The organism is Actinoalloteichus sp. GBA129-24, from assembly GCF_001941645.1.
GTDB lineage: Bacteria > Actinomycetota > Actinomycetes > Mycobacteriales > Pseudonocardiaceae > Actinoalloteichus_A > Actinoalloteichus_A fjordicus.
The window spans coordinates 6958696-6982379 of record NZ_CP016077.1 but is presented as its reverse complement, the minus strand read 5'-3'; the positions used below and the strand labels follow the sequence as shown (position 1 = coordinate 6982379).

At 70.8% G+C, this 23684-nt stretch carries 19 protein-coding genes; 17 read left to right on the top strand and 2 right to left on the bottom strand.

Annotated elements, in window-relative coordinates; translation table 11 throughout:
• Positions 1-86: 86 nt before the first annotated feature.
• The 13 genes from UA75_RS30025 (at position 87) to purL (ending at position 14017) form a co-directional block, all read left to right on the top strand.
• Positions 87-410, top strand: coding sequence for a DMT family transporter (locus UA75_RS30025; RefSeq protein ID WP_075743090.1), 324 nt, complete (start codon positions 87-89; stop codon positions 408-410).
• 145 nt (positions 411-555) lie between these two features.
• Positions 556-1158, top strand: coding sequence for a TetR/AcrR family transcriptional regulator (locus tag UA75_RS30020; protein WP_075743089.1), 603 nt, complete (start codon positions 556-558; stop codon positions 1156-1158).
• Between the two features lie 259 nt (positions 1159-1417).
• Positions 1418-2740 (top strand): MFS transporter, encoded by a 1323-nt coding sequence (locus UA75_RS30015; protein ID WP_083690949.1) that lies wholly within the window; start codon positions 1418-1420, stop codon positions 2738-2740.
• The gene (locus UA75_RS30010; protein WP_075743088.1) at positions 2737-3615 is read left to right on the top strand and encodes a MerR family transcriptional regulator; all 879 of its coding nucleotides are present in this window, start codon (positions 2737-2739) and stop codon (positions 3613-3615) included. The genes UA75_RS30015 and UA75_RS30010 overlap by 4 nt, the downstream gene beginning before the upstream one ends.
• A gap of 145 nt (positions 3616-3760) precedes the next feature.
• A complete protein-coding gene (locus UA75_RS30005; RefSeq protein WP_075743087.1) occupies positions 3761-4309 on the top strand; it encodes an RNA polymerase sigma factor in 549 nt (182 codons plus the stop codon).
• A complete protein-coding gene (locus UA75_RS30000; RefSeq protein WP_157434510.1) occupies positions 4306-5190 on the top strand; it encodes a hypothetical protein in 885 nt (294 codons plus the stop codon). Before UA75_RS30005 ends, UA75_RS30000 begins: the two co-directional genes overlap by 4 nt.
• Positions 5191-5367: 177 nt before the next feature.
• Positions 5368-6801, top strand: coding sequence for an adenylosuccinate lyase (gene purB / locus UA75_RS29995; RefSeq protein WP_075743085.1), 1434 nt, complete (start codon positions 5368-5370; stop codon positions 6799-6801).
• A gap of 222 nt (positions 6802-7023) precedes the next feature.
• Positions 7024-7428 carry a hypothetical protein gene (locus UA75_RS29990; protein ID WP_157434509.1) on the top strand — a complete coding sequence of 135 codons (405 nt, stop codon included), beginning with the start codon at positions 7024-7026 and terminating at the stop codon, positions 7426-7428.
• Between the two features lie 39 nt (positions 7429-7467).
• On the top strand, positions 7468-8268 hold the full coding sequence (locus UA75_RS29985) for an ESX secretion-associated protein EspG (protein ID WP_075743083.1): 801 nt from the start codon (positions 7468-7470) through the stop codon (positions 8266-8268).
• Positions 8269-8560: 292 nt separating this feature from the next.
• Positions 8561-10186, top strand: coding sequence for a hypothetical protein (locus UA75_RS29975; protein ID WP_075743081.1), 1626 nt, complete (start codon positions 8561-8563; stop codon positions 10184-10186).
• Positions 10187-10752: 566 nt separating this feature from the next.
• A complete protein-coding gene (gene purS, locus UA75_RS29965) occupies positions 10753-10992 on the top strand; it encodes a phosphoribosylformylglycinamidine synthase subunit PurS (RefSeq protein ID WP_075743079.1) in 240 nt (79 codons plus the stop codon).
• Positions 10989-11660: a phosphoribosylformylglycinamidine synthase subunit PurQ gene (purQ, locus tag UA75_RS29960; RefSeq protein ID WP_075743078.1), complete on the top strand. Its 672-nt coding sequence runs from the start codon at positions 10989-10991 to the stop codon at positions 11658-11660. The genes purS and purQ overlap by 4 nt, the downstream gene beginning before the upstream one ends.
• Before the next feature lie 71 nt (positions 11661-11731).
• Positions 11732-14017: a phosphoribosylformylglycinamidine synthase subunit PurL gene (gene purL, locus UA75_RS29955; RefSeq protein ID WP_075744378.1), complete on the top strand. Its 2286-nt coding sequence runs from the start codon at positions 11732-11734 to the stop codon at positions 14015-14017.
• A gap of 413 nt (positions 14018-14430) precedes the next feature.
• Here the strand turns inward: purL and UA75_RS29950 are convergent, their stop codons facing one another.
• The gene (locus UA75_RS29950) at positions 14431-15288 is read right to left on the bottom strand and encodes a lysozyme (RefSeq protein ID WP_075743077.1); all 858 of its coding nucleotides are present in this window, start codon (positions 15286-15288) and stop codon (positions 14431-14433) included.
• Positions 15289-15825: 537 nt separating this feature from the next.
• On the opposite strand from UA75_RS29950, the gene UA75_RS29945 reads away from it, so the two are divergent.
• Together UA75_RS29945 and UA75_RS29940 are read left to right on the top strand one after the other, a co-directional pair.
• Positions 15826-16656, top strand: coding sequence for an SAM-dependent methyltransferase (locus tag UA75_RS29945; RefSeq protein WP_157434508.1), 831 nt, complete (start codon positions 15826-15828; stop codon positions 16654-16656).
• Between the two features lie 347 nt (positions 16657-17003).
• On the top strand, positions 17004-19157 hold the full coding sequence (locus tag UA75_RS29940) for a putative bifunctional diguanylate cyclase/phosphodiesterase (protein ID WP_083690945.1): 2154 nt from the start codon (positions 17004-17006) through the stop codon (positions 19155-19157).
• Positions 19158-19265: 108 nt separating this feature from the next.
• Here UA75_RS29940 and UA75_RS29935 read toward each other — a convergent pair whose 3' ends face one another.
• A complete protein-coding gene (locus tag UA75_RS29935; protein WP_075743076.1) occupies positions 19266-21227 on the bottom strand; it encodes a glycoside hydrolase family 15 protein in 1962 nt (653 codons plus the stop codon).
• A gap of 62 nt (positions 21228-21289) precedes the next feature.
• Here UA75_RS29935 and UA75_RS29930 point away from each other — a divergent pair, with 62 nt between their 5' ends.
• Both UA75_RS29930 and purF read left to right on the top strand, forming a co-directional pair.
• Positions 21290-21667, top strand: a complete 378-nt coding sequence (locus UA75_RS29930; protein WP_075743075.1) for a sterol carrier family protein — start codon at positions 21290-21292, stop codon at positions 21665-21667.
• Positions 21668-22057: 390 nt separating this feature from the next.
• Positions 22058-23572 carry an amidophosphoribosyltransferase gene (gene purF, locus UA75_RS29925; RefSeq protein ID WP_075744375.1) on the top strand — a complete coding sequence of 505 codons (1515 nt, stop codon included), beginning with the start codon at positions 22058-22060 and terminating at the stop codon, positions 23570-23572.
• The last annotated feature ends 112 nt before the right edge of the window (positions 23573-23684 follow it).

Genomic DNA, 23684 nt, shown 5'->3' with positions numbered 1-23684 from the left:
CCCTGGGACGAGCCCGTCGTGTCGTCGTCGGATACGCTCGGGTGCGAAATAGTGGTACGACCGTACAGGAATTGGAGAGGGTAACGATGGCGTGGCTGGTGTTGATCATCTCCGGGGTGTTCGAGGCGGGCTGGGCGATCTCGTTGAAGCTGTCGAACGGCTTCTCCCGGCTGTGGCCGACGGTGAGCTTCGCCGTCCTGGCGGCCGTCAGTTTCAGCGGCCTGGCCTGGGCGCTGCGCGAACTGCCGGTCGGCCCCGCCTACGCGGTCTGGACCGGCATCGGTGCGTCGCTCACCGCGATCATCGGGATGATCTGGCTCGGGGACTCTGTCTCGACCCTCAAGATCGTCTCGCTGGTGCTGATCGTCGCGGGAATCATCGGGCTGAATCTTGCAGGCGGCGGTCACTGATTGGCCCGTCGATCCCGGCTTTGATCGGTGAACCCGCCCCGGACCAGCGAGAACGGGTCCGACGGCGGTCAGCCGGTTCGGCGACGGCCACCCGCATGGCAGCATGGCCCTCTCGAGACGCATGTGTTCCGGCGGCGGAGGTCCGATGACGAGCGCGAGCACCCCCAAGGGGGAACGACGCAGGCAGGCCTTGGTCCAGGCGGCGGCCGACCTGCTGGTGGAGGGCGGCTTCGACGTCGTGCGGCATCGAGCGGTGGCCGAGCGGGCGGGCGTCCCCCTGGCCTCGACCACCTATTACTTCTCCTCACTGGATGACCTGCTCGCCGAGGCCGTCAAGCACACGGCACACGTCGAGCTGACCCGCGCCAGGGACCGCCTCGGCGAGCTGGCCGAGCGCCGACGCAGTGTGGACACGGTGGTGGAGCTGATGCTCGACCTGCTGCTCGGCTCCGCCACGCGCGGCAGCCAGTCGGAGTTGATCCTCGTTCGCTACGAGCGGCTGGTCACCACCGGACGCAGGCCCGCCCTCGCTCCGCTGATCAGGGAACTCGGTCAGGACCTGAGCGAGGTGCTCTCGGAGGCCTTCACCCGCTCGGCGATGCCCGTCGATCGTGCCGGGCTGGCTCGACTGATCGCGCTGGTCGACGGCGCCGTGGTCAACGCACTGATCGACAGCGATCCGGATCCCCGGTCGGCGGCCAGGGAGATGCTGCGAGCCGAGCTGGTCCGGCTCTACCCGGATTCCTGATCGGCCACCGCCGAACAGGGCATCGCCGTTCGACCCCGGACCTCATGGCGGGCGACGATCCCGACTGGCTGCGTCGACCGTGCAGCCGATCCCGCCCAGCGCCGCAGCGGGACCCGACCTCGGCTTCACCACGTCAGCGGGGTCCCGCCGTGATCGCCGAGTCGTCGATCGCCGGAGCACCCGGCCTCGGGCACAGTGCGGCCTCGGCCACCGATCGGCAGTTGCCCTGACGCTACGTCAGGGCGGCAGGCTGGCCTGCATGAATCGCATCGTCGTGTTCTTCCTCGGCGCGGACTTCGCCTCCCTGCTCGGCAACTCGGTGATCGCCGTCGCGCTGCCCTGGCTGGTCTTCCAGCGGACCGGCGATGCCGCCGCGACGGGCACGGTCGCCGCCGTCACCGCGATCCCCGCCCTGCTCGCCGCGTTCTTCGGCGGCCTGCTCATCGACAAGTTCGGGCGCAGGAGGATGAGCATCGTCGCCGACCTCGGCAGCGCGCTGAGCGTCGCGGCCCTCCCGGCCGTGGACGCCGTGTTCGGCCTGGACCTCGGCCTGTTCATCCTGCTGGGCGTCCTCGGGGCACTGTTCGACGTCCCCGGCCTGACGGCGCGGGACGCGCTGCTGCCGGACATCGCCTCGGCCGGGCGGATCGACCTCGATCGGCTGGCGGGCATCCGCGAGTCCCTGTTCGCGGTGTCGTTCCTGGCAGGCCCGGCGCTGGCCGGGCTCGCGCTGACCCTGTTCCCGATCGAGGCGGTGATCTGGTCGGCGGCGGTGATGCCCGCCCTGGCCGCCCTGTTCACCAGCCTGCTGCCCGCCGAGGTCGGTCGGGTGCGCCGCCTCTCGGCGAACGAGGCCAACGGAGCCGCCGATCCCGCCGAGCGCGGTACGAGGGGCCTGCTCGTCGGATTCCGCATCATCATCCGGTCGTCACTGCTGTCCGCCCTGACCATCCTGAGCATCGGATCGGTGCTGGTCATGGGTCCGCTGCAAGCCCTGGTGCTGCCCGTTTACTTTGCCGAGGCAGGCGCCCCCGACCTGCTGGGTTACACGGTGAGCGCGATGGCCCTCGGGATGCTCGGGGGCTCGGTGGCCTATGCGGTGCTGGCCGCGCGCATCAGTCGTCGCGCCGTCTTCCTGACCGCCCTCGCCTGCTGCTCGTTCGGACTCGCCATCGTGGCGTTCCTGCCGCCCTTCCTGCTGTTGGCCCTCGGCCTGCTCCTCGTCGGGATCGGCTCCGGACTGCTGGGTCCGCTCGTGCCGGTGTTGTTCGCCGAGCGGGTGCCCGAGGCCTCGCGAGGCCGGGTCATGGGCGTGCAGAATGCGGCGACGCTGGCCGTCATGCCCCTGGGCGTCATGGCCGCCGGGCTGCTGATCGAAGGGGCGAGCCTGCGGGTCGCCACGGCGGTGATCGCGGGTTCATGGCTGCTCGTCGGGGTCTACGCCATCCTGGCCAGGGGCATGCGCGACCTCGACACTGTGAAGGACGAGCCCGTGCTCGTCGGCGATGAGGGCGAAGGCATGCTCGTCGGACAGAAGGACGAGCCCCGGCTCGTCGACGACGCGACGGGAGGCGGGCGATGATGTTCACCATCGGGCGGCTGAGCGAGATCGCCGGGGTCTCGATCCGCACCATCCGCCACTACCACCAGATCGGCCTGCTGGCCGAGCCCGCCCGCGACGAATACGGACACCGACGCTACGGCTCCGCCGAGCTGATCATGGTGCTGCGGGTGCGGCGCCTGGTCGAGATCGGCTTCGCCCTCCGCGAGATCGGCGACCTGCTCGACGCGCCCGCCGAGACGCTGCGGGCCTCGCTGGACGAACTCGACGCCGAGCTGGCGAGCAGGCAGGAACGGCTGGCGACGCGGCGGGCCGCCCTGGCGCGCTTCCGCGAGCTGGACCGAGACCCCCGACTCCCGGATGCGGTGGCGAACGCCCAGACGATGCTGGCTGCCTGGGGACTCTCGCCCACCGCCATCGAGGCGGAGCGAGACATCGTGCTCCTGGCCTCGGCGGTGCTGCGTCCCGCACTGGTCGATCGGTCGGGATCGGCCGAGCCCGGCGCGCGGTCCGGACCGATCGACGACGCCGAGACGTCGATGGCGAAAGCCCTGTTCGACGACGTCTACACCCGGCTGATCGGCGTGGACGGCGGCCGGGTGAGTCGAGCGATCTATGCGGAGATGGAGGCCGTCCGGGATCTGCCTGCGGACCATCCCCGCGTCGACGCGCTCATCGAAGCCTCCACCGCGTTCCTGCACCGGCATGCCGAGCTGCTGCGGCACTGGGGAGACAGCCAGTGGCAGGCTGCCCCCTCGCTCTCCGAGGCGATGGTCACCACCCTGTTCGAAGACTTCGTTGGCTCGTTGCCGCCCGCCCACGTCCGGCTCATCCGCTCCCTGCAACGGGTCTTCGCCGACCTGGACGCCGCGCCTGCGGACCCCGACACCATCTGATCCGCTCCGCTCGTCGGTCTGCCAGCGCAGGACGCGGCCGGTCCGCGCACCGCTTCGGCCCGGATCAGGCCGAGTCGGGGGATCTCTCGTGCAACCATCTCGCGCGCCTGCTCGTGAGAAAGGGCGGTACTGCGAGAGGAGAACGATGCGAGCCGAGGAAGAGGAACAGTTCCGCGTCTTCGCCAGAGAGAAGGCGGCGTCGTTACGTCGAATGGCCTACCTGGTGTGCGGTGACTGGCACCTCGCCGAGGATCTCGTCCAGACGACGCTGATCAAGCTGCACGGCGCATGGTCGCGAGTGCAGCGCAAGGACACCGTGCACCGGTACGTCCACACCGTGTTGATGCGCTGCTGGCTCGACGAGTTCCGGCGCCCGTGGCGGCGTCGAGAGCACCGCGACGGCGTCGTCCCGGAGGTCGTGGACCCGGCCGTCGACCCGGCCTCGGCCGGGCAGCGCGACTGGGCCAAGGGCGTCGTGCATCGCGCGCTGGCCAGCGTGCCACCGCGTCAGCGGGCGGTCCTGGTGCTGCGGTACTTCGAGGATCTCTCGGTCGCCGAGTCCGCCGCGATCCTGCGGTGCTCAGAGGGAACGGTCAAGAGCCAGACGTCCCGAGGGCTGACGGCCCTGCGGGCGGCGATGGAACGCCAGGACGAGGACCTGCCTCGGCTGGCCGTGGAAGGGATGGCGTGGTGAACGAGGACGAACTGCGGGCAGGCCTACGGGCCGCCGTGGCCGGGGAGCCGCCGATGCGGCTGGACCCGGATCGGATGGCGACGAAGGCGGAGGTCCACACCCGGCGACGGCGGTCCATGTTCGGCGCGGCCGTCGGCACCCTCGCGGTGTTCGGCGCGGTGGCGGTCGCCCCGGCGCTGACGGGGCAGGGCGGCGGGGACGGGATGTCGGCGGCGGCGATCTCCTCCTCGATGGCGCCGCCGCCCCCGGAAGCGGCCGAGCGGCTGCCCGACCTGACCGACATGGAGAAGCTGGCGATCCTGCCGGACGGGTTCGTCTTGGAGGAGCCGGAATTCGTCTGGCCGCCTGAGGGCGTGTCGGCGCCCGAATACTCGAGGGGAGAACTGTACGAGCGGAGCCAGGCGCTGCGGCCCTACCTGGACGAGCGAATCGATCAGGTGGTGCCGGAGGCGTCGGGGGCGTACTACACGGAGGCCTTCGGCACGGAGGGCGTCGGCGACATCGACGAGGACGCGCGGTCAGTGGGCGCGCCGATCTATTTCGAGGATTCGCTCGGCGACGGCATGGCCTTCGTCCAGGTGATGGCGGGCGGGCCGCCCGAGCGGGACATCCTGTGTCAGCCCGGCCAGTTCGCCTGCGGCTATCAGCTGCTCGACGACGGCTCGTTGCTGGTCGCCTACGCGCATGACGCGAGCCAGACCATGACGGCCGGGTTCGCCAGCGTCAACCATCTGCGACTGGACGGCGAGGTCGTGCGGTTCAGCGCCTATGACCACGGCCGGATCGTCGGGGACGAGGTACCGGACCTGCGAGACGGGCCCAGCCTGAACTGGGACCAGCTGATCGAGCTGGCCACCGACGAGTCGATCACCATCTTCTAGAACGTCATGGCGATGCAGCCGTGAACCAGCCAGGGGCAGACCCGATCGCGGGTGTGCCCCGGTGCTGTGCGTGGCACCGCCGAGGCCGCAGCGTGTCGGCGCCGCTGCCGCCGAACCCCACAGCCGCCCAGCCCGTCGCCGTCGAACCCGCAGCCGACGAGGCCTTAGGCTCTTCGGGTGACCGCCACGCCGCCCATCCCCAATGTCCTGGCCGCCCGCTACGCCTCGACGGACCTGGCCACCCTGTGGTCGCCCTCGCACAAGATCGTGCTGGAGCGCAGGCTGTGGCTCGCCGTGCTGAGTGCGCAGGCCGAGTTGGGCGTCGCCGTTCCCGAGACCGCCCTGGCCGACTACCAGCGGGTGCTGGAGCAGGTCGACCTCGCCTCGATCGCCGAGCGGGAGCGGATCAGCAGGCACGACGTGAAGGCCAGGATCGAGGAGTTCAACGCCCTGGCGGGCCACGAGCAGGTGCACAAGGGGATGACCTCTCGGGACCTCACCGAGAACGTCGAGCAGTTGCAGATCCGGCTCAGCCTGCTGCACGTCCGCGACCGCGTCGTCGCCCTGCTCGCCAGGCTGGGCAGCCTGGCCGCCCAGAACTCCGAGCTGGTGATGGCGGGCCGCTCGCACAACGTCGCCGCGCAGGCCACCACGCTGGGCAAGCGCTTCGCCAGCGCCGCCGACGAGCTGCTGTGTGCCTATGACCGGCTGGAGGACCTGCTCGGGCGCTACCCGCTGCGCGGGATCAAGGGACCGATGGGCACCGCCCAGGACATGCTCGACCTGCTCGACGGGGACGCCGACGCTCTGGCGACGCTGGAGAAGACCGTCGCGACCCACCTCGGCTTCGAGCGGGTGCTGACCAGCGTCGGCCAGGTGTATCCGCGTTCGCTGGACTTCGACGTCCTGACCTGCCTGGTGCAGCTGGCGGCGGCGCCGTCGAGCCTGGCCACGACGGTGCGGCTGATGGCGGGCCACGAGCTGGTCACCGAGGGCTTCAAGCCGGGACAGGTCGGCTCCAGCGCGATGCCGCACAAGATGAACACCCGGTCCTGCGAGCGGGTCAACGGGCTCGCCGTGGTGCTGCGCGGCTACTCGTCGATGGTGGGCGAGCTGGCGGGCGACCAGTGGAACGAGGGCGACGTCTCCTGTTCTGTCGTGCGGCGGGTCGCCCTGCCGGACGCCTTCTTCGCCTTCGACGGCCTGGTGGAGACCATGCTCACCGTGCTGGACGAGTTCGGCGCCTTCCCGGCCGTCGTCGACCGCGAACTGAACCGCTACCTGCCGTTCCTGGCCACCACCAAGGTGCTCATCGCGGCCGTGCGCGCCGGCGTGGGCCGCGAGACCGCGCACGAGGTCATCAAGGAGCACGCCGTGGCCGCCGCCCTCGCGATGCGGGAGCAGGGCGCCGAGCAGAACGACCTGCTCGACCGGCTGGCCGCCGACGAACGCCTGCCGCTTGATCGCGGCAGGCTGGCGGAGCTGCTCGCCGACCGGCTCTCCTTCACCGGCGCGGCCACCAGCCAGACCTCGGCCGTGCTCGCCCGGATCGGCGAGGTCGTCGAGCGTCATCCCGGCGCCGCGTCCTACTCGCCGGGCGCGATCCTCTGAGCCGAGCGCAGCCCGCCCGGGGCGTCGCTTCTGATCTGCCGGGCGGTGACGGCGAGGGCGGGCAACCTGCTCCGACACCCCGTCGCCGCGCACGTCCACCGGACGGCATCGACCCCTTCACCTGGGTTTTCCCAGGCAGGGTGCAGGGTGAACACCGGAGGTCGCCGCCGTGCTCACCGAGGCCGTCGGCGAATCGGCGAATCGAGCAGGGGAGTCGCGGCCATGGCCGGTCAAGTGAACATCACCGCCCCGCTGCCCGCCGCCCTTGCGAGCGCATCCGGCGCGGGCGAGGTGTCGTCGGCGGGATTTCAGATCGACATCGAGGCGGTGCCCGCCTTGCGTGAGCGGCTCCTCATCGCGATCGAGCACCTGCGCGAGGCGGGCAGTTCGGCCGAGGAGCTGACCGATCTCAGCGCGCCGGGCGACGATCCGGCCAGCACCGCAGCGGTGCCGGAGTTCGTCGGGCGGGCCACCGATCCGGCGGGTTCGCTGGCCACGACGGTGGCCGCCGCCGTCTCCGCGTTGCACGACGTGATCGCCCGGCTCGATCGGGCCGCAGTCCGCCACCAGGCGATGGACGAGGGGCAATCCGACCTCCGCACCACCTCGACTCACCACTCGGAGTGATTCATTCGTTATTGACCCGAGACTCACGGGGACCCTGCGATGATCGGCCCGTCGTACGAGCTGGGAGGCCCGGCGTTGCCGATCGTCTTGGAACGATCCGAACTGAATCTGCTGTGGCGACACCTTGAGCTGGGCACCAGACCGCTGACGCTGGCCACTCGCGAGTGCGGCGTGACCCTGGCGGAGGCTGCGGAGTTCGATCGGCGCAGCGCCGCGACCCTGCGCGAGCGCGGACTGCTGGACGGGCCGGCCGTCCACCCTGAGCTGGCGGCGGCGCTGCACTGCCTCGCCGCGCCACGTCATGCCGTCGACCTGCGGTGGACGGTGGAACCCGGCCGGGAGATCCGAGCCATGGCGGCCGAAGACGGCAGGCGCGGCGCCCGAGGCGTGCTCGACGAGGAGCGGCTCTTCGTCGACGATGTCCACCCGACGGACGTGATCCCCTCGGTGATCGCCGTGTTGGCCGAGATGCGGGCGGGCACCGGCCAGATGGTGCGCCTGCCCGCCCCGGTCGTCGAGGCCGCCGGGGCGGACGGGCCCCCATCCGACGCGCGGTTCGAGACCGCTTTGGTGGAGCACGGCATCCCGGCCGGTGAGGCCAAGGAGGTGCTCGGGATGCTTGGCACCGCCCGGCTGCGGGGCGGCCAGCTCGGCGTGACGAGCCGGGATCGGCTGGGCGTTCCTCACCGGGCGCCCTGGGTGATCGACGTCTACGACACCGTGCAGGGCCGATACGCCGTGCACCATCGGGACGACTGGATCACCGTCGCGCCTGCGGACTCCGCCCGGCTCGCCGAGATGCTCCGGGAACTGCTCGAGGCCGGGACCGAGGAGGCGTGATCCGGATGCCCGGACGGCGCGGCGAGCAGGACTCGGCGAAGAGACCCGGGTTCGGGTCCGGTCGGCTCGAGCGAGGTCGGCTCGAGGTGACCGACCGTCGGAGGTGCCACCCGGACGGCCCGCCAGATCGAGTCCAGGCCGGCGACCAGCGCATCCGGGCGGCCGACCCCGTGATCGCCGCCACCCGCACCCGTTCGGCATTCCGTCCACGTCGAGCCTTCGATCGCCCGCCGGGACTCGCCGACCTGCTGACGAACCCGCTATCGCCGACTTCGCTCGGGAGGCAGCCGACATGACCGCCACCAACTGGGACGGCATCGCCCACCAGCAGCTCGTCGACTGGTTCCGGGCGGGCTCGACCGACTCGGCCACCGCCTCGGCCGTCCGCTGGCGGGAGCATGTCGGCGGCAGTCTCGGCCGCGTCGCCGAACTCGTCGACGGCGCCCTCCGGGACGGCGGTGCGGTCTGGCACGGGGCGGCGGCGGAGGCGATGCGCGACGGCGTGTCGCCACTGGCGCGGTTCGCCCTCGACGCGCAGGACGCCTCGGTGCGCATCGGCACGGGCGTCGATCAGTGGGTGGCGGCCTTCGAACACGTCACACGGGAGCTGCCTGCGCCGATTCGCGTGACCGACGACGAGGCATGGCGTGACCAGCCGGTGGCGGCGCTCCTCGGCACGGTGACCGACCGCGAGGCCGTGGAAGGGCAGGCGCGCGAGGCCGAGGAACGCGCCAGGGCCCTGGCGCGAGCCTACGAACGCACCGTGGGCACGACCATCGACGAACTGCCGCTCTTCGCCCCGGCCCTGCCTGCGGGCGCGGCCGGGACCGACCGGCCGCCCGGCGCCTCGGCTCCGCACCCGCCCGCACCGGCGGCGGGACTGCCTGCACCTCTGGGCCAGCCGGACGCGCGACCTGGCTCGCACGCCGCGCCGATCAGCGGCCTCGGGGAGGCCGCCCGTCGAGCCGGGCCACCGAGCGGGCCGGGCCTGCCCGGCCGGTCGCCGCACACGCCGCAGGGCACCGTAACGCCGTACCAGTCCGCACCGCAGCACCCGGCCGCGCCGCATCCATCCCCGTCGTATTCGCCGCCGGGGATGCCGGTGCCCGGACACTCGTCACCGGCTCCCCCCGCTGCACGGACCCCGCAGGCCCAGCCGCCGCAGGGTCCGATCCCACCGGGTCCGGCTCCGCAGGGTCGGATTCCGCAGGCCGCGATCTGGCACGGCCGAGGTTCCCCCGGCGCGACTCCGCAGGCTCGGACCCACTCCGGCCCGGCGACACCTGCCCCGTCGCAGGCCGCACCCCCGTCGGCCGGCGTGGGCCCGACACCCGGCGGGGCGGTTCCGGGCCTGCCGCGTGCGGGGTCCGGCGGCTCGACACACACTGCTCCGGGCGCCCGGAATCGGGCGGTCGCACCACCCGCGACGGCCTCGCATCCCGGCACACCGCAGGCCACGTCGATCAATCCACCCGCACCAACAGGCTTCCACCCACCAGGTCCGAGCGTCGCCGGGCCTGCCTCCCGGCCGCCTGCGGCCCAGCCGCCTGAGCTCCAGGCACCCATGCCCCAGGCACCCGGTTCCCCGGCCGCCCCGCCGCCCACCCAGCCCTCGGCGGAGCCCACGCTCGCCCAGCAGTTCGGTCCCGAGGCCGTCCGGCAGTACGACATCGCCGACTCGGCGGGGGGCTCGGGAAGCGCGGGGAGTTCGGCGGCGCCGTTCCAGCCATCGGTGCTGGACCGCCCCGCCTGGGGGCCGGATGCGGGGCCGAGCCGGTCGGCGCCGAGGAGCTCCGGCCACGCCCACCAGCGGGAGCGCGATGCCCCGGAGTACCTGGAGCCGGTCGACGAGATGTGGGGCGACACCGGTCACGCCGCGCCTGCCGTCCTCGGCGACGAGCTGTTCGACCAACGCTGACCGGCGGCCGGACCCGTCATGAGTCCGGTACGGGTCCGGCGCGGTCAACGGTGCGAGCAACGGCCCGTCCGTGGTCTGGCCGCGAGTCGCCGCGTCGGAGTAGACGCTGACGCTGGAGACGAAGGTCCAGTGCCCGGCGTCGGCGGCAAGCGCCGCGCGTGCCTCGGCCACCCGGGGCAGCGAGGACGTCGCGACGTCCACCACGGCATCGAAGCGCTCGCCCGCCAGCTCGGCGAGCGCGTCCGGCCGGTCTCGGTCCACCACGACCGACCGTGCCCCCGCAGCGGCGATCCGCTGACCCCCTCGGTTGGCGCACACCACCTCATGCCCCCGGCGGACCGCCTCGGCGGCCGCGGCCTTCGAGAGGAACACGCCGCCCGACACCAGTACACGCACGAGAGGTGACTCTCCGCCGCCCGCCCGCTGCGGGGAAGACGCGTTCGCCGAGGCGTTGAGTCTCAGCCGGGGTGTGCCTGCGCCCACCCCGCCCGCGACGTCGGTCGAAAGCACTGCTCAGGTAGCCTCGGTGCCACATTCCGCCGACCTGAACAGCTGGAGCAGCAGCAGTGGCCCGAGTCGTCGTCGACGTCATGCCCAAGCAGGAGATCCTCGACCCCCAAGGCCAGGCGGTGGCAGGCGCGTTGCCCCGGTTGGGCTTTCAGGGAGTGACGAGCATCCGTCAAGGCAAGCACTTCGAGCTGGAGGTCGACGACTCCGTCGACGACGCCACGCTCGAACGCATCGCCGAGACGCTCCTCGCCAATCCGGTCATCGAGGACTGGGCGATCCGGAGGGAACAGTCATGAAGGTCGGGGTGATCACCTTCCCCGGCACCCTCGACGACGTCGATGCGGCGCGTGCCGTCCGCCTCGCGGGCGCGGAGGCGGTCTCGCTGTGGCATCGGGACGCCGACCTGCGCGGTGTCGACGCGGTGGTGGTGCCCGGCGGGTTCTCCTATGGCGACTATCTGCGCTGCGGTGCGATCGCCAGCTTCGCCCCGGTGATGACCGAGGTCGTCGCGGCTGCGGGCCGGGGAATGCCGGTGCTCGGCATCTGCAACGGCTTCCAGATCTTGTGCGAGGCCGGGCTGCTGCCCGGCGCGCTGGTGCGCAACGCCGGACTGCACTTCGTCTGCCGCGACCAGTGGCTGCGCGTCGAGCGCACCGACACGGCCTGGACCGGCCGCTACGAGGCAGGCGCGGAGATCATCGTCCCGCTGAAGTCCATGGAAGGTCGCTACGTCGCGGACGAGGCCACCCTCGACACGCTGGAGGGTGAGGGCCGGGTCGTCCTGCGGTACCTCGGCGACCCGCCCAACGGCGCGCTGCGCGAGATCGCGGGCATCAGCGATCCCAGCGGCCGGATCGTCGGCATGATGCCGCATCCGGAGCATGCCGTCGACGCGCTGACCGGCCCGAGTGACGACGGGCTCGGCGTGTTCCTGTCCCTCCTCGACGCGATGGTGAGCGTGTGACCGGCAACGAGCAGTCCGTAGACACGAACTCCGCCGACACGAACTCGGCAGCCACGAGCTTCGTCGACACGGTGGAGCACGCCCGGGCCACCCCCGACACGGCGCAGCCGCATCGGGAACTGGGCGTGAAGGACGACGAGTACCAGCGCATTCGCGAGATCCTGGGCAGGCGGCCCACGGACGCCGAGCTGGCCATGTACTCGGTGATGTGGAGCGAGCACTGCTCCTACAAGTCCTCCAAGGTGCACCTCGGCTACTTCGGCGAGACCACCACCGAGGAGATGCGCTCGACGATGCTCGCGGGCATCGGCGAGAACGCCGGTGTGATCGACATCGGCGACGGCTGGGCCGTCACCTTCAAGGTCGAGTCGCACAACCACCCGTCGTACGTGGAGCCCTACCAGGGTGCGGCGACCGGCGTGGGCGGCATCGTCCGGGACATCATGGCGATGGGTGCCCGGCCGGTCGCGATCGCGGACCCGCTGCGCTTCGGCCCGGCCGACGCACCCGACACGAAGCGGGTGCTGCCCGGTGTGGTGGCAGGCGTCGGCGGTTACGGCAACTGCCTCGGGCTGCCCAACATCGGCGGCGAGGTCGTCTTCGACGAGAGCTATGCGGGAAACCCGCTGGTCAACGCGCTCTGCATCGGCTCGATGCGTGTGGAGGACCTCCACCTGGCTCATGCGTCCGGGGTCGGTAACAAGATCATCCTCTTCGGTGCTCGGACGGGTCTGGACGGCATCGGCGGCGTGTCCGTGCTGGCCTCCGACAGCTTCGCCGGGGGCGACGCGGGCGGTGGTCGCAAGAAGCTGCCCGCCGTGCAGGTCGGGGACCCCTTCGCCGAGAAGGTCCTGATCGAGTGCTGTCTCGAGCTGTTCGGCAGCAGGCTGGTCGTGGGCATCCAGGACCTGGGCGGCGCGGGGCTGTCCTGCGCCACCTCCGAGCTGGCCTCGGCGGGCGACGGCGGAATGCGCGTCGAGCTGGACCGGGTCCCGCTGCGGGCTGCGGGCATGACCCCGGCGGAGGTCCTCTCCAGCGAGTCGCAGGAGCGCATGTGCGCCGTGGTGCGACCGGAGGACGTGGACGCCTTCCTGGCCGTGTGCGAGAAGTGGGACGTCACCGCGACGGTGATCGGCGAGGTCACCGAGGTCTCCGAGGAGGAGACCGCCCGAGGCGGCAGGCTGATCATCACCTGGAACGGCGAGGTCGTCGTCGACGTGCCGCCGCGTACCGTGGCCCACGAGGGCCCGGTGTATCGGCGTCCGGTGGCCCGGCCCGCCGATCAGGACGACCTCATCGCGAACGACACCTCCGGTCTCGCGCGGCCGAGCGGCCCCCAGGAGCTGAGTGACACGCTGCTGCGGATGATCGCCTCGCCGAACCTGGCCAGCCGGGCCTGGGTGACCGATCAGTACGACCGGTACGTGCAGGGCAACACGGTGCTGTCGCAGCCAGCCGACGCGGGAATGATCCGCATCGACGAGAAGACCGGTCTCGGCGTGGCGGTGGCCACCGACTGCAACGGGCGTTACTGCAGGCTCGATCCGTACACGGGCGCGCAGCTCGCGCTGGCCGAGGCGTATCGCAACGTCGCGGTGAGCGGTGCGGTTCCCGCTGCGGTGACGAACTGCCTGAACTTCGGCTCGCCGGAGGACCCTGGCGTGATGTGGCAGTTCGAGCAGGCGGTGCGCGGCCTGGCCGACGGCTGCCGTGAGCTGGGCATCCCCGTGACGGGCGGCAACGTCAGCTTCTACAACCAGACCGGCGCCACGGCGATCCTGCCGACGCCGGTGGTCGGCGTGCTCGGCGTCATCGACGACGTCCATCGGCGGATCCCCAGCGGGATCGGCAACGAGGCGGGCGAGTCGTTGCTGCTGCTCGGCACGACCGCCGACGAGTTCGACGGCTCGGAATGGGCCCGCGTCGTGCACGGTCACCTGGGCGGCAGGCCGCCGAAGGTGGACCTCGCCGCCGAGCGACTGCTCGCGGAGGTCCTCTTCGCAGGCTCCCGCGACGGCATGGTCTCGGCCGCACACGACCTCTCCGAGGGCGGCCTGGCTCAGGCCGTGATCGAGGCGGCGCTCACCGGGCAGACCGGCTGCCGCATCGTGCTCCCGGAGGACGCCGACCCGTTCGTCTGGCTCTTCTCGGAGTCGGCGGGCCGGGCGCTGGTGTCGGTCACCCGCACCGAGGAGCTGCGGTTCACCGACATGTGCACCATGCGCGGACTGCCGTGGACGAAGGTCGGCGTCGTGGACCCCGAGGCCGACGCCGTCGAGATCCAGGGCGTCGGCGACTTCCCGCTCGCCCGGCTGCGCGAGGCGTGGGAGGGCACGCTGCCTGCCCTGTTCGGCTGAGGTCGCACACACTGATCGATGGTCCGGGCCGTCGGCGTCCCATGCGGATGCCCGCGGCCCGGACTGCTTGGTGGTCCCTGCCTGGGGAGTGCCCGCGTCACGGCCTCGGCGGCGTCGTTCCGGCGGCCGCCGGAACAGCTGATGCGGCCGTAGACCGGTCGACGGCGATGGTGGCGGACGGCGGCGGGTCGTCGCGGGCAGGCTCGAGCCGTGCGGTTCCCGACCTGCCCTGATCGCCAGCCGGGGCCGCAGAGGCCGCCGGGGCCGCAGAGGGGCCGCCGGAATCCTGCGGCCCGCAGCGCGCGACATCGCCTGCCGATCATGATGGACTCGTCCGCCCACTGCCGACCGTCATGGATCGGGGTGCGCACCCGCCCACAGGTGCGCACCCCGGATGATCGTGGTCGTCGGAATCATCCGTTCGCGAGCGCCTGGAGCCGGTCGTGGGCGCCGTTGAACCAGTTCTGGTCGCCGGGGAAGATCCCGCTGTCCGCGTACTGCCAGATGGTGTGGAATCCCCAGCCGTTCGGCAGGGTGCCCACCGAACTCGCGTATCGGGCGATCCACAGCGGGTTCGTCGCACCGAATCCGCCGTTGTTCCCCGTGCAGGTCTGCCACCAGCTCGTACTGGTGTAGATCGTCGGGTAGCGAGTGGTCAGCCGGTGGACCTCATTGCTGAAGTCCCTGATCCAGGCCACCATCTGGGACTGGCTCAGCCCGTAGCAGGTCGCGCCGTAGGGGTTGTACTCGATGTCGAGTGTCGGAGGCAGCGTCCGGCCGTCCTTAGACCAGCCGCCGCCGTTGGCCACGAAGTACTTGGCCTGTGCCGCTCCTGTCGAGCGATCGGGCAGGGCGAAGTGGTAGGCGCCGCGGATCATGCCCACGTTGTAGGAGCCGTTGTACTGCTGGGCGAAGTCCGGGTTCCTGAACCCGGTGCCCTCCGTGGCCTTCACATAGGCGAACTTCGCCCCGTTCGCCCAGGCGTTGTCCCAGTTGACGCTGCCCTGCCAACCGCTGACGTCCATGCCATGGGTCTGGCTGGCCTGCTTCGTAGTCATGTCAGGACTGCCGTGTCGTCCTTCGTGCTTCACGATCTGAGAGCCCGCGTAGTGCTCGTTGGAGCCCTCGGGAAGTGGTGTCTCCTCGGTGGTCTGCTCGGTCTCGACGGCAGTCCGGCCCGCGATGGCGGGAGTGACCGCACCCAGAAGGAGCAGCGTGGTGGTGGCGGCGATGATGCCGACTCTGGCGCGTAGGCGATTCGTCTTGGTCAACTGGCACCCCTACGTGAATTCCTGTCGGAATATCCGACTGAGAGTGAGGGTCGGGTGAGTAGCCACGGAACATGAAGAGTGGCTCGTGATTTCCCGCTCACCGTAAGTCGGATACCGCCGTCCCGCCCGGAGACCGCACGCGACCGGGCGAGCCGAGTGAATCCGTCTCGAGATCGGGTTGCGAAGTCCCGGCGCGGCCCACTCCCACCGTCGAGAGTGGACCGACACGGACCGAGTCCGGTCGCTTCGACCCGAGCCGACCGGCGCCGAGTCGGGGGCCGTCGCGGGGCGCGCTCGCCGGGGACGCGCCGTTGACCAGCGTGATCCCCGTCGGTCCTCCGTTCTCGATCGAGCTGTGGCCGTCTCTCCGGGGCGCCGAGGTGGGATGTCGTCGGCCCCGCGTCGACCGGGTGTCGCCCGCTGGCGCAAGTGACCGGACAAAAGGACACGGAACGCGGTCCTGCGGTGACGGCGGGCGATCGACACCGCTTATGCTTATCGCCTGATCGAGTGGTCTTGGCGAACAGGAGTGCTTCCGTGGCAGGAGAACGTCCTTCTTGGGTGCCCAGCGAGGTCGACGTGGAGCGACCGAGCGCGGCTCGGATGTACGACTACTTCCTCGGCGGAGCCCACAACTTCGCCGTCGATCGGCAGATGGCCGACCAGGTGATCGCGACGTTCCCCGGCACCAGGCGGTTCGCTCAGCTCAACCGCTCGTTCCTCCGTTGGTCGGTGCGTCTGCTGCTCGACGCCGGGGTCCGCCAGTTCATCGACCTCGGTTCCGGCATCCCCACCGTCGGCAACGTCCACGAGACCGCGCAACGCATCGATCCGACCGCCAAGGTGGTCTACGTCGACAACGATCCGGTCGCCTATGCGCACAGCCGGTCGATCCTGGCGCACGACAAGCAGGCCGCCGTCGTCAACGCCGATCTCCGTGACGTCGACGCGGTGCTGACCGACCCGACCGTGGTCGACCTGCTCGACCTCAGCGAGCCGGTCGGTCTGCTCACCGTCGCCGTGCTGCACTTCATCCCGGACGCGGACGACCCGGCGGCCACCCTCGCGCAGTACTACGAGGCCGTCGCCGCAGGCAGTCACCTGGTGGTCTCGCACGGGCTCGCCGAGCCGGTGCACGAGGGCGAGCAGGAGGACGAACGCGCCACCACCGTCAAGAAGGTCTACAGCCGCAGCGCGACTCCGCTGACCCTGCGCACCGAGGCGCAGATCGCGGAGCTGTTCGGTGACTTCGCGATCATCGACCCGCCTGGGGTGGTCAACGCGGGACTGTTCAGCGGCGGCGACCTCTATGCGGGCCCGGACCCGGACTGGGCCCCGGGAGCGGTGGGCGTTGGACGGAAGGCGTGACCCCCGACCCGCGTCGGCCGAATCACCTTGCGTCGTATGCTGCTGACAACTGGTGATACTCCAGACGGGTGATGGGGGGAGGCTGTCGTGACAGTTCCTGCCCGTCGCCACGGCTGTCGGGATCACCCGCCGCCGCCGAACGGACGAGGCGGACGATGCCATGCGGGGCGAGGGATTCGGTCGGGCGTTACCCTCGAACTCGTGGTTGACGATCCGGCTGCGGCCGGGTGCCACGGAACGGTCCCCGGCGCGTCACGGCAAGTCGCGACGCCGCCCGCCGACCTGACGCGGCGGCCCGTGTCGTCGCCTCAGCGGTTCGAGACTGGTGAGCAGGCCTCATTGTGCGCATGACGGAGCGACCCGGCGACCCTGCGGGGGCCGGTGACCACGACGCGGATCACGCGATCGCGGCCCGACGACTCGCGCAGGGGTGGGCTGCGGCGATCAACGGCACGAGCTATGTGTCGATGTCCCAGGACGAGGTCGTGGAGTACCTCGTCGGGTTGGCGACTCGGATCCTCACGGCGCTGGCCGCAGAGCCGTTCAACGCCCGCGCCGCCTGGGAGGTCGGCGTCGACCTGGTCGACAGCCACTTCACCAGCTCCGCCACGTTGGAGCGCAGCATCACTCTGCTGGGTGAGGAGATCACGCAGGCCCTGCCCGACCTCGCCGCCGGGCGGGTGTCCGCGGTGCAGGGCGCGCTCGCGGGCGGTTACGGCTACGCGCTGCGGCAGCGCACCCTCCACGAGCAGGAGGCGATCCGCGAGGCGGTGCTCGACGCCCGCGAGCAGGCCGAGGCGGCGCTGCGCGCCAGTGAGGCCCGCTTTCGCGCGCTATTCACCGAGGCCGCCATCGGCATCGGGCTCGCCGACGTGGACGGCCGGATGCTCGACGCCAACCTTGCCCTGCAGCAGATGCTCGGCTACTCGCTGGAGGAGTTCCGGGGCTTCTCTCTTCAGGAGTTCCTGCATGCAGGCGACCCGGAGTCCACTCACGAGGCGTACCGGCAGCTGACCAGAGGCGATCGCGAGTACTTCCGGGCGGAGAAGCAGTTCTTCCGCAGCGACGGCGACTCCGTGTGGACCAACCTCACCGTCTCGCTGGTCCGTGGTCCCGACGGCGAGCCGCAGTATCAGCTCGCGATGATGGAGGACGTCACCGACCGCCATCAGCTTCAGGACCGGCTGCGCTATCAGGCGCTGCACGACCCGCTGACCGGGCTGGCCAACCGCGCGCTGTTCCTGGACCGGCTGGCACGCGTGTTCAACCGACCGGAGCGCGATCGACGAGTAGGCCTGTGCTTCATCGACCTCGACGGGTTCAAGGTCATCAATGACAGCCTCGGTCATCACGTCGGCGACGAACTGCTGGTCGCGGTCGCGAAACGGCTCGCGGCGAGCGTCGCCCTGAACGACTGTCTGGTGGCCCGCCTCGGCGGCGACGAGTTCGTGCTGCTGGCCGAACGCAGCTCCGGAACCGATCAGCTCATCGAACTGGGCAATCAGGTGCTGGACGTGCTCGCCGACCCGATCAGGATCGGCGGCCACCAGCTCTCGGTGTCGGCCAGCATCGGCATCGTCGAACGCCCGGTCGTCGCGGGCGGCTCCGGCGACCTGATCCGGGACGCCGACGTGACGCTGTACTGGGCGAAGTCCGAGGGCAAGAGCCGCTGGGCGCTGTTCGACCCGGAGCGCAACGCCCGCGAGGTCGCCAGGTTCCGGCTCTCCGCCACCATGCCTGCGGCGCTGGAACGCGAGGAGTTCTACGTCGACTATCAGCCGCTGGTGGCCTTGGCCGACGGACGGGTCATCGCCGTGGAGGCCCTCGTTCGCTGGCAGCATCCCGAACACGGCCTGCTCGCTCCGGACAAGTTCATCGGGCTGGCCGAGGAGACCGGACTCATCGTCCAACTCGGCCGGTGGGTGCTCGAACACACCTGCCGACAGGCGCGGCAGTGGAGCGACGAGTTCGGCGACGACGCACCCTTCGTCAGCGTCAACCTCGCCGCCCGGCAGTCGCGGGATCCGTCGCTGGTCAGCGACGTCGAGTCCATCCTGCGAGAGACCGGGCTGCGGGCAGGCCAGCTCCAGCTCGAACTCACCGAGAGCGCCGTGATGGGCACGGCCGAGGATCAGACCAGCGCGTTGCGCAAGCTCTATGACATGGGCGTCCGCATCGCCATCGACGACTTCGGCACCGGCTACTCCAATCTCGCCTACCTGCGACGGCTTCCCGTGCACGAGCTCAAGATCGCGGGATCGTTCGTGGAGGGGCTGCGGGTGGCGGGCAGGCCCGACCCCGTGGACGAACAGATCGTCGGCGCACTGGTCACACTCGCGCACGCCCTGGGCCTGACCGTCACGGCGGAGGGCGTCGAGACGGCGGCGCAGGCGGAACGACTGCGGGACATCGGCTGTGAGGCAGGTCAGGGCTGGTACTTCGCCCGGCCGGGGCCGCCTGCGGCGATCAACCGCCTGCTGACGGCCCAGCGGCGGCACTAGCGTCGAAGGGCGACCGCGGGCGGGGGATGCCCCGTGGCGGCCTCCGCGCGCATCCGACGTCCCGGACCGGCGACCGGACGGCCCGCGTGTCTTGCGAAACCGATCGATTCAGGAGCAGCCCGGATGCCCGTCGTCGGCGTGTCGACGGGCGTGGTGATGACGAGACACCTGGCCGTCCCTGCGGTCCTGCTCATGTCTGCGCGGTGTGTTCAATGCCAGCAGCGCCGCCGAGTCGACCATGGCGAGCTGGCTGAACGCCTGCGGGAAGTTGCCGGTGAACCGCCGGGTGTCGGAGTCGTACTCCTCGGAGTACAGCCCCACGTCGTTGGCCAGCGCCACGAGCCGGTGGAACATCGCCAGCGCCTCGTCACACCGTCCGGAGAGCTCCAGCGCGTTGACGAACCAGAACGAACAGGCGATGAACGAGCCCTCCCGGCCGCTCAGCCCGTCGACCGGCGAGATCCCGGGGTCCGTGGAGTAGCGGTCCACCAGGTCGCCGTGTCGCAGATCCCGGTCGATCGCCGCGATGGTGCCCAGGATCCGATCATCGGTGCCGGGCAGGAAGCCCAGCATGGGGAGCATCAGGGTGGCGGCGTCCAGCTCGGTCCCGCCGTAGTACTGCGTGAACGCGCCGAGCTGATCGTTCCAACCGTCCAGGAGCACCTCGGCATGCACCCGATCTCGCAGATCGCGCCAGCGCTCCACCGGCCCCGGCAGTCCGAACTCCTCGACGGCGTGCACCGCACGATCGAAGGCCACCCAGACCATCACCCTGGAATGGGTGAAGTGCCGTTCCGGTCCGCGCACCTCCCAGAGACCTCGGTCCGGCAGCCGCCAGATCCGCTCCAGGTCATGCAGGAGGGCGCGCTGCAGTGCCCAGGACTCGGCGGTCTCGGCGAGCCCGCGCTCCCTGGCCAGATGCAGGGCGTCCATCACCTCGCCGTAGACGTCGAGCTGCCGTTGCCGGAACGCGTTGTTGCCGACTCGCACCGGCCCCGCGCCGTGGTAGCCGGTCAGCCAGTCCGCCTCCCATTCGAGCAGGTGACGGCGACCGTCGATGGCATACATGATCTGCAGGTCGGCCGGATCGCCCGCCACCGCGCGCAGCAGCCAGTCCCGCCAGGCCGCCGCCTCCGCCCCGCAGCCCAGCGAGTCCAACGCGAGCAGGGTCAGCGTGGCGTCCCGCAGCCAGCAGTATCGGTAGTCCCAGTTGCGCGATCCGCCGAGCGCCTCCGGCAGTGACGTGGTCGGGGCCGCGACGATGCCGCCGCTCGGGGCGTAGATCAGTCCCTTGAGGGTGATCAACGACCGGCGGACGGACCCTTCACAGGGACCGGTGTACTGGATCTTCCCCGCCCACTCGCGCCAGAATCGTTCGGTCCGCCGCAGGCACTCGGCCGGGTCCACCCAGGCCGGGGGCGTCTGCGCGGTCCACGAGTACTGCATCACCCAGGCGCGGCTCTCGCCCGCACCGAGCGTGAAGATCGCCTCGTGGGCGCGCTGATGGGGCACCGGCTTGGGCAGCGGCTCCCCACGAAGCACCACGGCGTCGGGGCCCGCGACGGCGAAGATGCACTCCGTCGACTCCTCCTCCTGGACCCGGCGGACCCACGGGACCGAATCGGCATACGCGAAGCGCACCACCCAGTCGAGTCGCATCTGGACGGAGCCCGAGATCCCGTAGACGGTGCGGATCAGTCGGGTCGGCAGGTCTTCGTGATCGGGATGCGGCTCCATCGCGTCGACCAGGCGTACGACGCCGTGCGCGGTGTGGAAATCGGTCTCCAGGATCATCGTGTCGTCGCGATAGCGACGCCGCACCTCGACGACCTCCTCGACCGGCGTGATCCGCCAGTGGCCTGCCCGGTCGTCGCCGAGCAGCCGGGAGAAGCAGGACGACGAGTCGAACCGGGGCACGCACAGCCAGTCGATCGATCCGTCCTTGCCCACCAGGGCGGCGGTACGCAGATCGGAGAGCATCGCGTAGTCCTCGATGAGACCGGGCAGGCCCGCGCCACTCGCGGGCGGCACCTCCGACGAGGGGATGTGTGGCTCTGCGGACAGCCCCATGGATCGAACGGTAAGCCCATCGACCCGCCGCTGCCTGCCGGCGGCCGGCTAGGCTGCACGGCATGGCTGCGCGACGTCGGCTCGATCCGCACGAGGTCAGGGCCGCCGTGACGGCGGTCCGAGGCTGGCTGGACGACGAGGCGGCCGCCCCGCCGGAGCGCACGGTGCTCGCCGCCGCGGTCCGGCTCAGCCTCCGAACCCTGGAGCAGATCGCGCCGGGTCACACCGTCGAGGTGCGGGTGCCGCCCTTCGCGGCGGTGCAGTGCGTGGCGGGCCCGCGACACACCAGGGGAACACCGCCGAACGTGGTGGAGACCGATCCGCGCACCTGGCTTGAACTCGCCACCGGCAGGCTGACCTGGTCCGATGCGCTGGACGAAGGCCGCGTCACCGCCTCCGGCTCACGCGCCGACGTCTCGCACTGGCTGCCGCTGTTCTGACGTCCTGCGCACCTCTCGACCCGCCCGGCGGCCCGCCCGCGATCACGACCGCACGAACCAGGCGCATCCGCCCGCCGTGGACGCCTCCTCGGCGACCTCGTCGCTGCCCCGCGTCTGGCCTGCCTGGCTGCGTCGTCCCGACGTTCGGACGCCGTCCCATGCGCCCCGAGGACCTCTTGCGCCTCTCCCGTCGCTCGACGCCCCGCCCCGGCCGGTGGGTCGCGCGACACGTCGGGGCCACCGGCATTCGGACTACACTCGGGCGGTATCCCGCCTTCCATCCATAGGGAGATCTCGGTGGTCGTCCACCAACCGGCGGCAGCAGGCGCCAACGGCACAGAGAAGGCAACCCTCGGCCCCACGGCAACCCCCGGCTCCGCACCGGCCGACATCGACAAGGACGTTCCTCGCGAGGAATGCGGTCTGTTCGGCGTGTGGGCCCCGGGCGAGGAGGTCGCGAAGATCACCTTCTACGGGATCTACGCACTTCAGCACCGCGGCCAGGAGGCGGCGGGCATCGCCGTCGGCGACGGCCGCAAGGTCGTGGTCTACAAGGACCTCGGCCTGGTCAGCCAGGTGTTCGACGAGCAGGTGCTCTCCTCGCTGCGAGGACATGTCGCCGTCGGACACACCAGATACTCCACCACCGGCTCCGGGAAGTGGGAGAACGCCCAGCCGACGTTTCGCACCACGGCGGCGGGCAGCGGCCTCGTGCTCGGCCACAACGGCAATCTGGTGAACACCGCCGAGCTGCTGAGCCGCGCCGTGGAACTCGGCGCGGTGGGCACCGGCGGCGCCGCCGACATGGCGGCCACCACCGACTCCGACCTCGTCTGCGGCCTGCTGGCCCATGCCGCAGCGGATCTCACGATCGAACAGGCCGCGCTGGACCTGCTGCCGACCGTCCGAGGCGGCTTCTCCCTCGTCTTCTCCGACGAGTCCACCCTCTACGCCGCCCGCGATCCGCAGGGCGTGCGACCGCTGTGTCTCGGCAGGCTCGAACGCGGCTGGGTCATCGCCAGCGAGACGGCGGCACTGGACATCGTCGGCGCGTCCTTCGTTCGAGAGATCGAACCGGGCGAGCTGCTGGCCATCGACTCCGACGGCCTGCGCAGCTCGCGCTTCGCATCCCCGGACCCCAAGGGCTGCCTGTTCGAGTACGTCTACCTGGCTCGTCCCGACACCACCATCTCCGGTCGTTCGGTCCATGCCACCCGCGTCGAGATCGGGCGCAAACTCGCGGCGGAACACCCGGTCGAGGCCGACCTGGTGATCCCGGTCCCCGAGTCGGGGACGCCCGCCGCGATCGGCTACGCGCAGGCCTCCGGCATCCCGTACGGGCAGGGTCTGGTCAAGAACTCCTACGTGGGTCGGACGTTCATCCAGCCCTCGCAGACCATCCGCCAGCTCGGCATCCGGCTGAAGCTCAACCCGTTGCGCGAGGTGATCAGGGGAAAGCGCCTGGTCGTCGTCGACGACTCGATCGTGCGAGGCAACACGCAGCGTGCCCTGGTTCGCATGTTGCGGGAGGCCGGGGCGTTGGAGGTTCACGTCCGGATCGCTTCGCCGCCCGTGCGGTGGCCGTGCTTCTACGGCATCGACTTCGCCTCCAGGGCAGAGTTGATCGCCAACGGCGTCGACATCGACGGCGTCCGCCGATCAGTGGGCGCGGACACATTGGGCTACGTCTCCCTGGAGAACCTGGTCGCGGCGTCCGAACAGCCGAGAACCCGCTTGTGCGCGGCGTGCTTCGACGGCGAGTACCCCATCGCCCTGCCCTCGGATGAGATGCTGGGCAAGAACCTGCTGGAGGCCTGGGACGCGGACGTCTCGGGTACGGCAGGGCCCGCCGAACCGGTGGTGCCGAGTTCGTACGGGGCACAGGATGCCGTGCAGCGCCCCTGACGCAGCGCAACGCGACTACCTCGACCACCTGGTCGAGGTGGTCGCCGTCCGGCGATGGTGCGACAACCGTTACGTTGTGGATCTAGATCAGCGCGTAGCGTGGTTGTCGAGA

Coding starts and splice junctions, on each gene's coding strand:
- UA75_RS30025 (WP_075743090.1), top strand. CDS start 87: ATGGCGTGGCTGGTGTTGATCATCTCCGGGGTGTTCGAGGCGGGCTGG.
- UA75_RS30020 (WP_075743089.1), top strand. CDS start 556: ATGACGAGCGCGAGCACCCCCAAGGGGGAACGACGCAGGCAGGCCTTG.
- UA75_RS30015 (WP_083690949.1), top strand. CDS start 1,418: ATGAATCGCATCGTCGTGTTCTTCCTCGGCGCGGACTTCGCCTCCCTG.
- UA75_RS30010 (WP_075743088.1), top strand. CDS start 2,737: ATGATGTTCACCATCGGGCGGCTGAGCGAGATCGCCGGGGTCTCGATC.
- UA75_RS30005 (WP_075743087.1), top strand. CDS start 3,761: ATGCGAGCCGAGGAAGAGGAACAGTTCCGCGTCTTCGCCAGAGAGAAG.
- UA75_RS29990 (WP_157434509.1), top strand. CDS start 7,024: ATGGCCGGTCAAGTGAACATCACCGCCCCGCTGCCCGCCGCCCTTGCG.
- UA75_RS29985 (WP_075743083.1), top strand. CDS start 7,468: ATGATCGGCCCGTCGTACGAGCTGGGAGGCCCGGCGTTGCCGATCGTC.
- UA75_RS29975 (WP_075743081.1), top strand. CDS start 8,561: ATGACCGCCACCAACTGGGACGGCATCGCCCACCAGCAGCTCGTCGAC.
- purQ (WP_075743078.1), top strand. CDS start 10,989: ATGAAGGTCGGGGTGATCACCTTCCCCGGCACCCTCGACGACGTCGAT.
- UA75_RS29940 (WP_083690945.1), top strand. CDS start 17,004: ATGACGGAGCGACCCGGCGACCCTGCGGGGGCCGGTGACCACGACGCG.
- UA75_RS29935 (WP_075743076.1), bottom strand. CDS start 21,227: ATGGGGCTGTCCGCAGAGCCACACATCCCCTCGTCGGAGGTGCCGCCC.
- UA75_RS29930 (WP_075743075.1), top strand. CDS start 21,290: ATGGCTGCGCGACGTCGGCTCGATCCGCACGAGGTCAGGGCCGCCGTG.